The organism is Phenylobacterium sp. (genome assembly GCF_019636135.1).
In the GTDB taxonomy this organism is placed as follows: domain Bacteria; phylum Pseudomonadota; class Alphaproteobacteria; order Caulobacterales; family Caulobacteraceae; genus Phenylobacterium.
In genome coordinates this window covers 68,752-82,111 of the sequence record NZ_JAHBYD010000017.1, presented here as the reverse complement: position 1 = coordinate 82,111, position 13,360 = coordinate 68,752, and the positions used below count along the sequence as shown (strand labels likewise).

The following is a 13,360-nucleotide window of genomic DNA, read 5'->3' as shown; positions in this document are numbered from 1 at the left end:
GCTCCTTGATCTTCTAATCCGAGCTGCAGCTCTTAAGTTCCGTACCTAGATACGGAGTCAAGCATGAACGTTCGGACGATCGCAGGGTTGGCGCGAGACGGCGGCGTCGGGGTGGAGACTGTCCGCTTTTATCAGCGTCGCGGATTGCTTTCGACGCCCGACAGATGGTCGCGTGATGGCGCCGGCGCGGGCGTTCGACGCTATGGCGAGGAGGACGTGCGCCAGCTGAGGTTCATTCGCTCCGCACAGACGGCGGGCTTCACCCTCGAGCAGATCAAAGAGTTGTTATCGCTCGACGCTGGCGAAGATCGCACGCGCGCCCGTGCGTTGGCCGCGGAGAGGCTGGAGGCGCTGGATCGAACCATCTCCGATCTTGAGGGGGCGAGAGCGGCGTTGCGCCGACTGGCGAGCGCTTGCGCGGCGAACGACAGCGGACCGTGTCCGATCATTTCGGCCTTTCAGGGTGAAGAGGTTTGAAATCCTGCCCTGTCTTGGCGAACGGGGTGAGAGGGTTGGCAGCCGTCCCGCCTGGGAAAAACAACCCGACTGCGTAGCCGCGAAGCGGGAGGACCGGAACGTCCCGTTTCCAGAACTGTTCGTTGATCATCACTTCCGGAGAACGAAGATGTCGATCAAGCTGAACGCCGGTCTGGCCACCGCCGCCCTGTCAGTGCTCCTGACCGCGTGCAATCCTGCGGGACAGGCCGATAAAACCGCGACGGCCGACTCGGGGTCGGCGGCCGAACACAGCGCTCCGGCGGTCCAGCCGATGGCGGGGCCCGAGACGCCCTATTCCGCCTCCGAACAGCAGATGCATCAGGCCATGATGCAGGCGCACGGCGCGGACCCGCAGGAGACCTATGCCCTGAAGATGATCGAGCACCACCGGGGCGCCATCGCCATGTCGGAGGTCCTGATGCGCGAGAACCCGGACGCTGCGCTCCGCGAGATGGCCGAAAAGACGATTACGATGCAGCGCCAGGAGATTACGGCACTGGAGCAGTGGGTCGCGCAACATCGGTCCGCCGCAGCAACCCCCGCTTCGGGTTCGGTCCAGCCCGGAGCCTGATGCGGCACGATTGCGCGCGGGGACTGGTCCGCCCGCGCGTATCTGCTTTTGAACGGCGTCGATCGTCGGCGTCTGTCCGCCGGCGGGAGTCCCTCATGCACGACAAGAGCTATCGCAACCTCGCGATTGAACTCATCGTCCACTTCATCATCATGTATTTGGTGATGTTCACGATGATCGCGACGCTTGATCACTTCAACTTCAATCTGAACAATCTCTACATGACGCTGATGATGGTCGCGCCGATGGCTGTCCTCATGCTGGTTCTGATGCGCGAGATGTACCCGAACAATCGGCTCAACCTCGCCATTGGGCTGGCCTCGGTGGTCATCTTCGCGGGCAGCTTCTACGCCATGCGCACCCAGGCGGCGATCGGCGACAAGGAACTCATTCGAGGAATGATCCCCCACCACTCCGGCGCGATCCTGATGTGCGGCAAGGCCAAGCTGAGCGACCCGGAACTGGTCGCGCTGTGCGCAGAGATCGTCGAGGCCCAGAAGCGCGAGATCCGACAGATGCAGGCCATTCAGGATCGGCTTTGACGGCCTTTCCGGCGGGACGCGTCCGCTGGCCTCGCCAACTCGCCATTCCCGTTCGACGAGGCTTCCCACGCCGCCCCAGTGTTGTCGTCGGTTTCAAGGCGTGAGGTCGGCCAGCGTCGGCCGCCGTTGACGAGGGGAAAGTCGACGCGCCGCGTAGACTAGTCGAAAGCCGGACCGGCCAATCGCCAGGAGACCCAGTATGCGTGCGTTTAACCCCGTTCCCTATGTCGCCCTGGCGGCCGCGGTCGTCCTCGCCGCAGGACCTGCAGCAGCTCACGCTCGTCTTGTCAGCGCCACGCCCGCGCCGAACGCCACAGTCGGTGCGACCCGCACGCTGACCTTGACCTTCAGCGAGCGCTCTGTGCCTGCGTTCTCCGGTTTCGACGTGGTCAACTCGGCCGGCGAGAAGCTCGCGATCCGCACTTCGGTCGCTGAAGACGGCAAGACCCTGACCGGGACTCTGACGCGACTGCTGACTGCCGGCGCCTATCGCATCGACTGGCGCATCGCCTCGAGCGACGGTCACCGCATGACCGGCTCGTACACCTTCACGGTGCGCTGACGCCGTGCTCGAGATCGCGGTCGTCGCGCTCCGGTGGCTCCAGTACGCCGGGGCCGTCGTCCTTCTCGGGACGCCGTTGTTCCTGCTCTACACCTTCAGGCCCGCCGACGGCGTTGATCTCACCTGGTCGCGAGGGCTCCTGATAGGGTCAGGTTTGGTGGTCGTCGCGAGCGCGCTCCTGGCGCTACTTGCACAGACAGCGGTCATGGCGGGCTCGCTGGCGGAAGCCACCAAGCCTGCGTCGCTGTCTTTCATGGTCACCGGCACGGCCTTGGGGAAGGCCATGGTCGCCCGAGCCGCCCTCGCCCTCGCGGCCGTCGTCGCGGTCCTGGCCTTGAGACCGGGCAAGACGGCCTGGAGCCTCTCGCTAGGCCTCGGGCTCATCGTGGTCGCGAGCTTCGCTTGGACAGGCCACGGCGCGGCGACAGAAGGCTCCGAGGGCCTGGTCCACCTCGCCTCTGACATCGTCCATTCCGTCGGTGCTGCCCTTTGGCTTGGCGCTCTGGTGGCGCTGACGATCCTGTTGCGGCGCCGCCCGGGGGTCGACGACGAAATCCTCCACCGCGCCCTGTATGGGTTCTCGGGCCTCGGCACGCTCGCCGTAGCCCTGCTCGTGGCCACCGGTCTCGCGAACAGCTGGTTCCTCATCGGACCGGAGCGTATCTGGAACCTTGGCGAAAGCCTCTACGGACAGCTTCTGATCGCCAAGCTGGCGCTCTTCGTGCTGATGCTGGGCCTGGCGGCGGACAACCGTTTCCGCCTGACACCCTCCCTACGTCTGGAGCTGGAGCACCCGGGACAGTCGATCTCGGCGGTTCGACGGCTGCGGCGCAGTATCGTCACGGAGACGGCCCTCGGGCTCGTCGTCCTCGCCGTCGTCGCGCTTATGGGCACCCTCCCTCCGCCGATCGCGACGTGAGCCGACGATCAAGGGGCCCGCGGAGCGGAGCGCCGCTGCGGTCGCGGCGCCCTTCTCCGAGAGAGCTTGTCACGTCCGACCCTCGGGCGTCCCGGATCCCGGCTTAAGCGAACATATACGGTCTGAACGCCACGCGCTTTCCCACTGATGCGTTCAAACCGGAGAGGCGGCCTACCGCGGAGCGCGCGAGGACCAGTGAATGTGATGGATGCGCCAGCCGTCCGCGTGGCGCTTCAGCACCATGGTTTCCGTTGTCAGACGGTCCACGGCGCGTCCGTTGAACTGACCGGTGGTGCGGCCTTCGCTGGTGATCCAGGCCACATCGCCGTCCGCCCAGCCGGATCTGCGGCTTACGGTAGCGTCCGACGCGGCCGCAAAGGCGGCGTCCGACGCAAGATGGTGGGAGGCGTATTCGTCGCGCGAGCGCTCCGCTCCGCCCTCTTCAAAGATCATCACGTCCGGGGCCAGAAGCGACAGGGCGGCGGAGGTGTCGCCGTCCTTGAGCGCGGCATGGAAGGCATCGACGGTCGTGGCCGCGTCCGTCGCTTCCGCGCTGATCGACCCCGCGGTCTGGGCATGGCCGTGGGAATGGTCCTGCGCGACGGCGGGCGTCACCGACAGGACGGCGAGAGAGAGGGCGAGAACGAGAGGTTTGGGGGACATGATGGGCTCCGGCTTATGAATCAGGTGAGACAGGGTCAGGTCAGGTGGGCGGGTTGTGACGGGCGAACACCCGCGTCGCGCCGGAGCGAAGCACCAGCAGCGTGTCGTAAGGGTCCTTGTGTCCCTGCGGCGTCTCCATGCCGGGCGAACCAAGGGGCATGGCCGGCACCGCGAGACCGAGCGCTGCCGGCCGCTCGGCGAGCAACCGTATGACGTCCCCTGCCGGGACATGGCCCTCTACGACATAGCCATCAACCAACCCGGTGTGGCAGGAGGCCAGACTGTCCGGAAGCCCCCGGCTGCTGCGGACGGATTGGAGGCTCGGCAGAACGGTGATGGTCGTGGTGAAGCCGGCCTCCCGCATGTGCGAGATCCAGGCGTCGCAGCACGCACAGGTCGGCGTCTTGAAGACCGTGAGGGTTCTCGACGACTGGGTCTGGGCGCACGCGGTTCCGGTCAGTGCGACACTGACGGCGGCGCCGAGAAAGAGCCTTCGGTGGAGGTAGGCGGTGGTCAAAAGGGCTCTCCCTGATCGCTGTGAACGGTGCGGTTGGCTTCGACGACCGGCGCCCGGCCGAAGGTCCTCCGCCTCAGCCACTGGCGGCTCGGTCGCTCGACCAGACCATAGATGGCCGCCGCCGCTGCGAGGGTGACCGCCAGCATCGCCGCCAGTTCCAGAAGCCCCATTCGATAGTCGGCCGGCCAGCCCCCGATGGCCTGGGCGGCATTGCGCCAGACCATCAGGATCGGAATATGGACGAGGTAGAGGGCGAACGAGGCCTCACCGGCGAAGATTATGATCGGGTGCGACAGGAAGGTCCTGACACCGGCCTTGGTGAGCAGCGCCAGGGCGAGAACGAAAGGTCCCGCAGCGGCTACGATAAGACGATCGTCGGCCCCGATCTGCATGGCGAGCAAGAGCAGCGCGGTGGCTCCGACGGCGCCGACGATCGCGACGCGCGGGGACGGCGTCCAGCGCGTTCCGAGATAATAGAGACCAATCCCGAGCAGGAACTCCGGAATAATGCGCAAGACGCCCATATTGTCTTCCGCCCGAGGCAAAACCGAGCCGAACCACTGCCGGTAGATTGCATCCAGCAGGATGAACAGGCCTGTCGCCCCCGCCAAGAGCATCCATGGCCGCTCTCGAAATCGCAGGGCGACCGCAGCGTAGGCCGGAAAGGCGAGATAGACGAACCATTCGGCCGACAGCGACCAGGCGGGACCGTTCCACAGGACCATCCCGTCTCGGGGGAACCAGGCCTGCACCAGAAAGAGGGTGGTCAGGAAATCCCCAGCGTTGAACCGCCCGGGCTCCAGGCCGATGCCCAACACCGGCGCGGCGAGCACGAGCAACAGCATCGCCAACAGGATGAAAAGGTGCGCCGGGTAGATGCGCGCGAACCGCGCCGCGATGAACCGCCTGTAGTTCACCGGCTGATCACCTTGCAGGTAAACATGGGTGAGGATGAACCCCGACAGGATGAAGAAGATATCGACCGCGAGACGGGCCCGATTCAACAGTCCGGCGGCACCTTCGGGCAACGTCCATTGCAGCTGGTAGTGAAACAGGACCACGCCGAGCGCGAGGAAGAACCGCACCCCCGTCAGCGGATCGAGCCGGTCCGGGAACGGACCCGCGGCCGGATCTGTCCTTTCGCTCACAGCGCCTCCCCGACACGAGCGGGTCCTCCCGGACGTTCTCTGGTATCTACGCGGCGGACCTCTCGTCCCCTCGCAAGGGGCCGGACGATTTGGCGCGTATGGCAATGGGGGCGTGACGCAGGTACGCAATGACTGATGAGATCGAACGACTGATAGCGGCGGAGGGGCCTGACGACGCGGGGCGGCTGGACGGCCTGGAAGAGGTTGTCTGGGCACGGATCGCCATGCGCCGGGAATCGGCGTCAATGGGACAGGTCCGGGTCGCCGCCGTGGGGCTGGCGCTCGTGCTCGGCGTGGCCAACGGTGGATTACTCCTCCTGGCGTCGCCCAGGCCTGAGCCCTCTGAGCTACGCATCTTCACCGTCTCGGCGGGCCTGTCGCCGCTTGGTCCACTGGATGCCCGGGGATGAGAGCGCGCTGGAAATCGATCGCCCTGACAGCCGTGCTGGCGGCGCTCGCCAGCGGCGCGGCGACCTGGGTGAGCGCAACCTGGGTCATGCGCGAGCGTCAGCCGCCGAGCCTGCATAGCGTCGTCCATGAGCAGTTGAACCTGAGCGCCGAACAGGATGGTCGTCTGGACGCGATCGAAGCGCGCTTCGCCGCGCGTCGCCCCGGGCTGGAAGCGGAGGTGCGAGCCGCCAACCGCGAGCTCGCCGCCGCCATCGCCGCAAGCGACGGGAACACGCCCCAGGTGCAGGCGGCGGTGGATCACTTCCACGTGGCCATGGGCGATCTGCAGAAGGCGACCATCGCCCACGTCTTCGAGATGCGGTCGGTGCTCACCCCGGCGCAGGCCGAGGTCTTCGACGCCGCGGTGGTGGACGCCCTGCGTGCCGACGCCGGCTAGGCGCGGCGCGTGGAGGGCGACAGCATTGAAGCGCGCGCGGCGGGCGGGGACAGGGGCGCCTTCAGCGCCTTGATGGCGGCGACCAAGGGCGATCTCTACAGGTTCGTTAGGCGCTATGTCGGCGACGAAGCGGAGGCGCATGACCTGCTCCAGGAAACGTACACGGCCGCCTGGCTTGCCCTGCGGCGGTACGATCCGGCTCGCCCATTCGACGTGTGGCTCCGGTCGATCGCCCTCAACAAATGCAGGGACTGGAGCCGTCGGCGTGCGGTGCGTCGGGTGGTGCGCGGCGTCATGGGCCTCGACGCCCCCGAAGCGTCAGCGGTCCGGATGGAAACGCCATCTCCCGAAGCCCGACTCGACGATCGCCGTCGCGCCGAGGCGCTGCGCAGCGCGCTGACCCGCCTGCCGGACGGCCTCAAGGCCCCTCTCCTGCTCGCTACGCTCGAAGGTCGCTCGCACGGCGAGATCGCGGCGATCCTGGGCGTCACGACCAAGGCCGTGGAGACACGGATCGCCCGCGCCCGCAAGCGGCTGGCAGAGGACATGACTGTTCCCGGAAGCGCCTGACCTCCTCGTCTCGCCCGATGGTGAAGAGCGTCTTTTTTCGCGGTGTGGCGACCTGACGCAAGGGCGTTGTCGCCGACGTGCGTATGTCAACCAGAAGCCGACACGCGTCCGAGGAACCCCACGCTTATGCCCATGCCAAGTTTCGATCGCCGAATGCTTCTCAGGGGCGCCGCCGTTGGCGGCGGGCTGCTTGGCCTGCAGGGACTTCTGCCGGCCTGGGCGCAGACCGGTACGGCGGGCTTGAGAACGGACCTGCCGACGCTGAGTGGGCCCAACATCGACCTGACAGTCGGCCACTCGCGCTTCACGGTCGGGGGGCGGACCGGCCATGCCGTGACGATCAACGGAGTGCTCCCGGCGCCCTTGCTGCGCCTGCGCGAGGGACAGAACGTGCGACTCTCCGTGACCAACGGGCTGGATGAGGACACTTCGATCCATTGGCACGGCCTATTGCTGCCGTTCCAGATGGACGGCGTCCCGGGCATCAGCTTCCCGGGCATCAAGCCGCGGGAAACCTTCGTCTATGAGTTCCCGATCAAGCAGTCAGGCACCTTCTGGTACCACAGCCACTCGAATCTTCAGGAGGCGATGGGCCACTACGGTCCGATCGTCATCGACCCGGCAGGCGTTGATCCCGTCGCCTACGACCGCGAGCATGTGCTGGTCCTGTCGGACTGGAGCTTCATGCACCCACACGAAATCCTGGAGAAGCTGAAGAAGAGCCCGGGCTACTTCAACCGGCAGCGCACCACGCTCGCCGGTCTGATCAACGGCAGCGACCGCATGAGCCTGGAGGAGCGGCGCATGTGGGGTGAGATGCGGATGGACCCGCGCGACATCCTCGACGTCAGCGGCTCGACCTATACCTATTTGATCAACGGCCACGGGCCGCAGGAGAACTGGACCGGCCTTTTCAGCCCCGGCGAGCGCGTGCGGCTGCGCATCATCAACGCCTCGGCCATGTCGATCTTCAACGTCCGCATCCCCGGCTTGCCGATGACCGTGGTGCAGGCCGACGGCGAGAACGTCCGCCCGGTCGAGACCGACGAGTTCCAGATCTCGGTCGCCGAAACCTACGACGTCATTGTCCGGCCGACTGAAGACCGGGCCTACACCATCGTCTCGGAGGCGATCGATCGCTCGGGGATGGGCCGCGCCACCCTTGCGCCGCGCCTGGGCATGACCGCCGAGGTTCCGCCGCTGCGCGAGGTCCCGAACCTGACCATGCGAGACATGGGCATGGGCGGAATGGATCACGGCTCAATGGGCGGCATGTCCGGAATGGACCACGGCACGATGGCCGGCATGGACCACGGAGGCGCGGCGCCGGCGGGCGAGATGGGCGGAATGTCCATGGCCGGAATGAACATGCGCGATCCAGAGAACGCCCCGCCGGATATGGCGGTCGGCGTGGGCGTCGACGCGATAGCCATGGCCCCCGCCAACCGCCTCGGCGAGCGGCCGATCGGCCTGACCAACGTCGACCACCGCGTTCTCGTCTACACCGACCTGGTGTCGCTGCAGCCGAACAAGGACCAACGCCCGCCGTCGCGGACCATGGAAATACACCTGACCGGCAATATGGAGCGGTTCATGTGGGGCTTCGACGGGCGGAAGTTCAGTGAACTGGTCGAACCCATCCGTTTCGAGCGGAATGAGCGGGTGCGCGTGACCCTGGTGAACGACACCATGATGGCCCACCCCATCCACCTGCACGGCCACTTCTTCGAACTGGTGACCGGCGGTCCCCCGGGGCATCAGCCGCTGAAGCACACGGTAAACGTCGCGCCCGGGGGCAAGGTGACGTTCGACCTGACCGCCGACGCGCCCGGCGACTGGGCCTTCCACTGCCACATGCTGATGCACATGCACGCCGGCATGTTCAATGTCGTGACGGTCCGGCCCATGGACGGAGGCGCGTCATGAACCGCTTCGCCGTCGCCCTCGCTCCGCTGATCCTCGCCGCCAGCGCCGTCACCGCCCAAGCGCAGGACCCGCACGCGGGCCATGTCATGCCGGCGACCGCGGCGCCGCGAGCCACGCCCGCTCCGGCCGTTCGGCCTCAGACGTCCACCCGGCCGTCGGCGCAAGACCCGCACGCCGGTCATGTCATGCCGCCCGCGCCAACGCCGCCAGCGGCCGACCCTCACGCCGGCCATCAGATGCCGGCTGAGCCCCCGGTCGTTGATCCGCATGCGGGTCACGACATGTCGACAATGCCGCCGACGGCGCAGCCCGATCCGCACGCCGGCCACGACATGTCCGCCATGCCCTCCACCCAGGTCGACCCTCATGCCGGGCATGATATGTCGACCATGAGCATGGGGCCGCCGGACGTGCCGACCAGCGCCGACAATCCCGGCCGTCCTCCGGAGGACCCGCTCCCAGCCGCCGCCCTGAGCGGCCCCACGCACGCCGCCGATCTGGTCTTTGGCGCCGAAGCGATGGCGGCCGCCCGTCAGATTCTGGTTCGCGAGAACGGCGAGGTCCGCACCACCGCCGTCATCATCGATCGTCTCGAAGCCGCCTTCGGCGGTGCTGAGGAGTCGTATCTCTGGGACGTCCAGGGCTGGAGCGGCGGCGACATCAATCGCTTCTGGTGGAAGTCCGAGGGCGAAGGCGACTTTGGCGGCAAGTTGGAAGAGGCCGAACTCCAAGCGCTTTACAGCCGCGCGATAGCGCCGTTCTGGGATGTGCAGGCCGGCGTGCGTCAGGATTTCCGGCCCGACGGCGAGGATACGACGCACCTGGTCCTCGGCCTCCAGGGCCTGGCGCCCTATTGGTGGGAGATCGACGCGGCCGCCTTCCTCTCCACCGAGGGCGACCTGACCGCCCGCGTCGAGGCCGAATACGACCAGCGCATCACCCAGCGCCTGATCCTCCAGCCCCGCCTCGAAATCGACGCCTCAGCTAGCGACATTCCGGAGTTGGAGATCGGCTCGGGCTTGTCGTCCATCGAGGCGGGCCTGCGCCTGCGCTACGAGTTCCGCAAGGAGTTCGCCCCCTATGTCGGCGTTGAGTGGAGCCGGGCGCTGGGAAACACCGCCGACTACATCGAAGCCCGAGGCGGTGAGGCTGATGACACCCGCTTCGTCGTCGGCCTCAAGGCCTGGTTCTGACCCAAGGAGACCACCCCATGATCCGCATTCTCACCCTCACGGCCGCCCTGGCCTTCGCCGGCGCCGCCGCCGCCCAGGATCCGCACGCCGGGCACAATATGCAGACGCAGGCCGCCGAGCCTCAATCGGCCGTCACCACGGTTCCGGCAAACGGGGCCATGACCCACGGATCGCCAGAACGCTTCAGCGTCACCTTCCCCCATGCGATGGTCCTGAAGACGGTGACCCTGAGCGCCAAGGGGCAGGCCCCGGTGGTCGTGAATGCCCCCGCCGCACCGGCCGCCGCGACCGTCAGCGTGGCCCTTCCCCGGCTTGCCCCGGGAACCTACACCGCCGCCTGGACCGCTGAAGGTCCGGACGGCCACAAGATGTCCGGCTCTGTCAGCTTCATGGTTCACTAGGAGAACGACGATGCGAGTTTCCAACCTGCTGGCCGCCGCCGGCGCGATTCTGGCCCTGAGCGCTGGAGCGGCCCTGGCCGCCGAAGGCTGCGAATGCTGCAAGGACATGGCAGCTGACGCCGCCATGAGCTGCTGCGACAAGATGAAGTCCGACGCTCCGCCGCCCGCCGAACCCGCGCCGCCCGCGCCGGCGCCCTCGGATGCTCCGGCTCCCCAGGGTCACGCCGACCATAACTGACCGCCCGATCTGAACCACTCCGGCAGGCGCTCCGACGGATCGGAGGTCTGTCCGGAGCAGACAGGCGTCAACTCTCGGTCTTCGCCGCGCTGAGCCGCGCCGCGCTCCCTGTGACGCCCACTCCCGCAACCCGGATGAAACGGACGGTTTCGGCCCGCGTCCGCGGTTCGGCGACGAAGCCCGCGTCGGCGAAGGCGAGGTGCTGGGGCATTTGCTCCCTCGCCGGATTCGCGCGCCACCAGTCCTCCAGCGACGCCGCCTTGGGCAAGATGCCGCCGACGATCCGCTCGATGTCCCGAAACGACAGGTCCACCTCGGTGCCCTTCTGACGTCTGAGAAAGGCTGCGAGCGGCGTGTATTTAGACATCTGGGTGTCTTGCTCCGCTGATGCCGGGGGTCAAGCCCGGCTGGCGCGCTTGCGCTGCCCGATCTAGACTTACCGGCGGCGGGTTCCGGGAACGATAGGCGCCGATCGAGAGCCAGGGGACGTGCAAACGTCGGCGGCGATCGGCGGCGAAACGCCGGGCTTCATCACAGAAGTTCCTGGCCCGCCCCCTTCCCTCATCCCGGGTCGATCAGACCGTGCCGGACCGCTGAGGCGACCGCTTCGATCCGGGTCCGGACCCGGAGTTTGGAACAGACCTTTTCAAGATAGCTGTCCACGGTGCGGGGCGACAGGGACAGTATGATCCCGATGTCGGATGAGCTCTTTCCGCGACAGACCCATTCCAGGCATTCCTGTTCGCGCGGGCTCAGGGTGACAGCGGGCGATCCACGGTCCGGATCTTCGGAGACAGCTTGCATTACTACACCACCGGTTGTCCGACCCCTTCCGTACACGGCAGGTTCGGACGTGAGCAACGTCGATCAATTGCGGGCCGCCCGCAGGTTTCTTGCGGTCCGACGGCGCCGGTTGAACCGTAGAAGGGTCGCGCCTACAGCGGAGCCGTCGGGCGCCGCGAGATAGGCGCACAGCCGGAGCCGGGGTTCGTCGCTGACGGAGGCGGCGCTGCGCGCTGAAGTAACGGGCCTCGTTCGCAGAGGATTCCAACGCCCGACCCCTCCCGCTTGCGTCGGGATTCCGTTTGATTCATGCTTCGATGTCGGCGTTCGCGCCGATAGGGGCCTGGAATCCCCTGTGCGATATCAAATCATCGACGGCTGCCGCTCTGTGCGTCGGCCGGTTGCCGCCATCTGAGCGCGCGCGTCGGCGCGCCTGCCCGGAATCGCGCGGCCACGCCGGGATTCCCGCCCCTCTCGTCGAGAGGTCGGAGATCCGTGGTGACCGATACGAAGCAGCTGGGGGTGGAGGCGCAGGACGGGATCAACCGTCTCTACCGGCGATACGCCGTCTGGCTGGATCGCCGGTTGCGCCCTCACATCGGCGCCGACGCTGCGGCGGATGTCGTCCAGGAGACCTACCTCAGGGCGGCGCCTTACGCCGTGTCGGACATCCGCCATCCAAAAGCGTTCCTGCTGCAGATCGCCCTCAATCTGGTCCGCGATGAAAGCCGAAGAGAGGGCCGACGCCGCCAGAGCCAGGCGCTTCAAAGACCTGCCGAGGCCGAGGCCGCGCCGCAGTTCGACCAAGTCCTTCTCGAACAGGTTATCCGGTCCATGCCGCAACTCTACCGCGACGTCTTCGTCTTGAACCGCTTTGGCGGTATGACTTATCCCGAGATCTCCGTGTCGCTCGAGATCAGCGTGAAAACGGTGGAATGGCGAATGTCCAGGGCGCTTCAGTACTGCGCGTCTCGGCTGGACCTGTAGGCAACGGATGATGATCGAGGCTGAAGCCGACATCAGGCGCAAGGAAGCCGCCGACTGGTTCAGCAAGTTGAACCAGCGCAAGGTCACGACCGCCGACGTGAAGGCGTTCAGCGCGTGGCGGCGAGACCCGGAGAACGCGCGCGCTTTCAGCCGTCTCGAAGCCATGTGGGACGCGGCAGGGACGCTGGCGCAAAGCCCCGGGGTGGCGGGGCTCGCCGACGAGGCCTTGAGTCGGGTCGAAAAGGCGCGCCCGCGCCGTCGGATGCGGGACGCCGGCCGTCTGATCCCGCTCGGCGTCGCGGGCGCCATGGCGCTTGTGATCGGAGCCGGGAGCCTGACCTGGTGGTCCCTGCAGCGGCCGGACGCCTACGCCACGGCCATCGGCGAGCAACGCACCGTGCGGCTGGAAGACGGTTCCCGCATCGTCCTCGACACGGACTCGCGGGTCACCGTTCGCTTCACCGACGCCCGTCGCGTGGTCACGCTCGCAGCAGGACGCGCCATGTTTGAGGTCGAGGGCGACGCCGCGCGGCCTTTCTTCGTCCAGGCGGGCGACACGGAGGTCACCGCCGTCGGCACGCGCTTTGACGTTCGGCGATCTGGCTCCGGGGCGCGTGTCGTCCTGGTCGAAGGGCGCGTCGACGTTCACAAGCCGTCCTCGAGGACGGCCCAATGGACCCTGGAGCCCGGCCAGCAGGTCACCACCTCGGGTCCAACGCCCCGGGTCGTCGCGGTCAATGTCCCGGCCGAAACCAGTTGGACAGTCGGCCGGCTGACCTTTGAGAACACGCCGATCGCTGCGGCCGTGACGGAGGTGAACCGCTACACCTCCAAACCGATCGAGCTTCGCGACGAACGCATCTCGTCGATCCGGGTCAGCGGCGTTTTCAACGCCGGGGACATCGACGGCTTCGTCGCCGCCCTGCGCGACCTCTATCACCTTGAAGCCGCCACGGCGGCCGACGGCCATCTGATCCTTTCGGGGCCGGCATGAA

General features: G+C 66.9%; 19 protein-coding genes. 14 read left to right on the top strand and 5 right to left on the bottom strand.

What is annotated here, in order from left to right; all coding sequences use genetic code 11:
- Positions 1-63: 63 nt before the first annotated feature.
- The 5 genes from KF737_RS13335 (at position 64) to copD (ending at position 3,092) form a co-directional block, all read left to right on the top strand.
- Positions 64-477 (top strand): MerR family transcriptional regulator, encoded by a 414-nt coding sequence (locus KF737_RS13335; protein ID WP_137721944.1) that lies wholly within the window; start codon positions 64-66, stop codon positions 475-477.
- 148 nt (positions 478-625) lie between these two features.
- The gene (locus tag KF737_RS13330) at positions 626-1,069 is read left to right on the top strand and encodes a DUF305 domain-containing protein (protein WP_137721945.1); all 444 of its coding nucleotides are present in this window, start codon (positions 626-628) and stop codon (positions 1,067-1,069) included.
- A 95-nt stretch (positions 1,070-1,164) separates the two neighbouring features.
- Positions 1,165-1,611, top strand: a complete 447-nt coding sequence (locus KF737_RS13325) for a DUF305 domain-containing protein (protein WP_137721946.1) — start codon at positions 1,165-1,167, stop codon at positions 1,609-1,611.
- Between the two features lie 199 nt (positions 1,612-1,810).
- On the top strand, positions 1,811-2,173 hold the full coding sequence (gene copC, locus KF737_RS13320; protein WP_296455396.1) for a copper homeostasis periplasmic binding protein CopC: 363 nt from the start codon (positions 1,811-1,813) through the stop codon (positions 2,171-2,173).
- A 4-nt stretch (positions 2,174-2,177) separates the two neighbouring features.
- Positions 2,178-3,092, top strand: a complete 915-nt coding sequence (copD, locus tag KF737_RS13315; protein WP_137721948.1) for a copper homeostasis membrane protein CopD — start codon at positions 2,178-2,180, stop codon at positions 3,090-3,092.
- Positions 3,093-3,263: 171 nt separating this feature from the next.
- On the opposite strand, the gene KF737_RS13310 is transcribed toward copD, so the two are convergent.
- From KF737_RS13310 to KF737_RS13300, 3 genes are read right to left on the bottom strand one after another with little or no spacing between them, the layout of a single operon-like run.
- Positions 3,264-3,755: a nuclear transport factor 2 family protein gene (locus tag KF737_RS13310; RefSeq protein ID WP_296455393.1), complete on the bottom strand. Its 492-nt coding sequence runs from the start codon at positions 3,753-3,755 to the stop codon at positions 3,264-3,266.
- 40 nt (positions 3,756-3,795) lie between these two features.
- Positions 3,796-4,272 carry a DUF411 domain-containing protein gene (locus tag KF737_RS13305; RefSeq protein ID WP_137721950.1) on the bottom strand — a complete coding sequence of 159 codons (477 nt, stop codon included), beginning with the start codon at positions 4,270-4,272 and terminating at the stop codon, positions 3,796-3,798.
- Complete coding sequence (locus tag KF737_RS13300) at positions 4,269-5,420, bottom strand: acyltransferase (RefSeq protein ID WP_210416088.1); 1,152 nt, start codon at positions 5,418-5,420, stop codon at positions 4,269-4,271. The genes KF737_RS13305 and KF737_RS13300 overlap by 4 nt, the downstream gene beginning before the upstream one ends.
- 128 nt (positions 5,421-5,548) lie before the next feature.
- Between KF737_RS13300 and KF737_RS13295 the strand changes: the two genes are divergently transcribed.
- The 7 genes from KF737_RS13295 (at position 5,549) to KF737_RS13265 (ending at position 10,595) form a co-directional block, all read left to right on the top strand.
- Positions 5,549-5,830: a hypothetical protein gene (locus KF737_RS13295; protein ID WP_137721951.1), complete on the top strand. Its 282-nt coding sequence runs from the start codon at positions 5,549-5,551 to the stop codon at positions 5,828-5,830.
- Positions 5,827-6,267, top strand: coding sequence for a periplasmic heavy metal sensor (locus KF737_RS13290; protein WP_137721952.1), 441 nt, complete (start codon positions 5,827-5,829; stop codon positions 6,265-6,267). Before KF737_RS13295 ends, KF737_RS13290 begins: the two co-directional genes overlap by 4 nt.
- Before the next feature lie 9 nt (positions 6,268-6,276).
- A complete protein-coding gene (locus tag KF737_RS13285) occupies positions 6,277-6,837 on the top strand; it encodes an RNA polymerase sigma factor (protein WP_296455382.1) in 561 nt (186 codons plus the stop codon).
- A gap of 132 nt (positions 6,838-6,969) precedes the next feature.
- Positions 6,970-8,763 carry a copper resistance system multicopper oxidase gene (locus KF737_RS13280; protein WP_296455494.1) on the top strand — a complete coding sequence of 598 codons (1,794 nt, stop codon included), beginning with the start codon at positions 6,970-6,972 and terminating at the stop codon, positions 8,761-8,763.
- On the top strand, positions 8,760-9,956 hold the full coding sequence (locus tag KF737_RS13275; RefSeq protein ID WP_296455379.1) for a copper resistance protein B: 1,197 nt from the start codon (positions 8,760-8,762) through the stop codon (positions 9,954-9,956). Before KF737_RS13280 ends, KF737_RS13275 begins: the two co-directional genes overlap by 4 nt.
- 17 nt (positions 9,957-9,973) lie before the next feature.
- On the top strand, positions 9,974-10,357 hold the full coding sequence (locus KF737_RS13270; RefSeq protein ID WP_296455376.1) for a copper resistance CopC family protein: 384 nt from the start codon (positions 9,974-9,976) through the stop codon (positions 10,355-10,357).
- A gap of 10 nt (positions 10,358-10,367) precedes the next feature.
- Complete coding sequence (locus KF737_RS13265; RefSeq protein WP_017505554.1) at positions 10,368-10,595, top strand: hypothetical protein; 228 nt, start codon at positions 10,368-10,370, stop codon at positions 10,593-10,595.
- Between the two features lie 67 nt (positions 10,596-10,662).
- On the opposite strand, the gene KF737_RS13260 is transcribed toward KF737_RS13265, so the two are convergent.
- Both KF737_RS13260 and KF737_RS13255 read right to left on the bottom strand, forming a co-directional pair.
- A complete protein-coding gene (locus tag KF737_RS13260) occupies positions 10,663-10,962 on the bottom strand; it encodes a toxin-antitoxin system, antitoxin component (RefSeq protein WP_296455371.1) in 300 nt (99 codons plus the stop codon).
- A gap of 194 nt (positions 10,963-11,156) precedes the next feature.
- Positions 11,157-11,399 carry a response regulator transcription factor gene (locus tag KF737_RS13255; RefSeq protein WP_137721958.1) on the bottom strand — a complete coding sequence of 81 codons (243 nt, stop codon included), beginning with the start codon at positions 11,397-11,399 and terminating at the stop codon, positions 11,157-11,159.
- Between the two features lie 477 nt (positions 11,400-11,876).
- Here KF737_RS13255 and KF737_RS13250 point away from each other — a divergent pair, with 477 nt between their 5' ends.
- Together KF737_RS13250 and KF737_RS13245 are read left to right on the top strand one after the other, a co-directional pair.
- Positions 11,877-12,365 (top strand): RNA polymerase sigma factor, encoded by a 489-nt coding sequence (locus KF737_RS13250; protein WP_066625047.1) that lies wholly within the window; start codon positions 11,877-11,879, stop codon positions 12,363-12,365.
- A gap of 10 nt (positions 12,366-12,375) precedes the next feature.
- Positions 12,376-13,359, top strand: coding sequence for a FecR domain-containing protein (locus KF737_RS13245; RefSeq protein WP_296455357.1), 984 nt, complete (start codon positions 12,376-12,378; stop codon positions 13,357-13,359).
- Position 13,360 lies beyond the last annotated feature (1 nt).

Coding starts and splice junctions, on each gene's coding strand:
- KF737_RS13335 (WP_137721944.1), top strand. CDS start 64: ATGAACGTTCGGACGATCGCAGGGTTGGCGCGAGACGGCGGCGTCGGG.
- KF737_RS13330 (WP_137721945.1), top strand. CDS start 626: ATGTCGATCAAGCTGAACGCCGGTCTGGCCACCGCCGCCCTGTCAGTG.
- KF737_RS13325 (WP_137721946.1), top strand. CDS start 1,165: ATGCACGACAAGAGCTATCGCAACCTCGCGATTGAACTCATCGTCCAC.
- copC (WP_296455396.1), top strand. CDS start 1,811: ATGCGTGCGTTTAACCCCGTTCCCTATGTCGCCCTGGCGGCCGCGGTC.
- KF737_RS13310 (WP_296455393.1), bottom strand. CDS start 3,755: ATGTCCCCCAAACCTCTCGTTCTCGCCCTCTCTCTCGCCGTCCTGTCG.
- KF737_RS13295 (WP_137721951.1), top strand. CDS start 5,549: ATGACTGATGAGATCGAACGACTGATAGCGGCGGAGGGGCCTGACGAC.
- KF737_RS13290 (WP_137721952.1), top strand. CDS start 5,827: ATGAGAGCGCGCTGGAAATCGATCGCCCTGACAGCCGTGCTGGCGGCG.
- KF737_RS13280 (WP_296455494.1), top strand. CDS start 6,970: ATGCCAAGTTTCGATCGCCGAATGCTTCTCAGGGGCGCCGCCGTTGGC.
- KF737_RS13275 (WP_296455379.1), top strand. CDS start 8,760: ATGAACCGCTTCGCCGTCGCCCTCGCTCCGCTGATCCTCGCCGCCAGC.
- KF737_RS13270 (WP_296455376.1), top strand. CDS start 9,974: ATGATCCGCATTCTCACCCTCACGGCCGCCCTGGCCTTCGCCGGCGCC.
- KF737_RS13265 (WP_017505554.1), top strand. CDS start 10,368: ATGCGAGTTTCCAACCTGCTGGCCGCCGCCGGCGCGATTCTGGCCCTG.
- KF737_RS13260 (WP_296455371.1), bottom strand. CDS start 10,962: ATGTCTAAATACACGCCGCTCGCAGCCTTTCTCAGACGTCAGAAGGGC.
- KF737_RS13255 (WP_137721958.1), bottom strand. CDS start 11,399: ATGCAAGCTGTCTCCGAAGATCCGGACCGTGGATCGCCCGCTGTCACC.
- KF737_RS13245 (WP_296455357.1), top strand. CDS start 12,376: ATGATCGAGGCTGAAGCCGACATCAGGCGCAAGGAAGCCGCCGACTGG.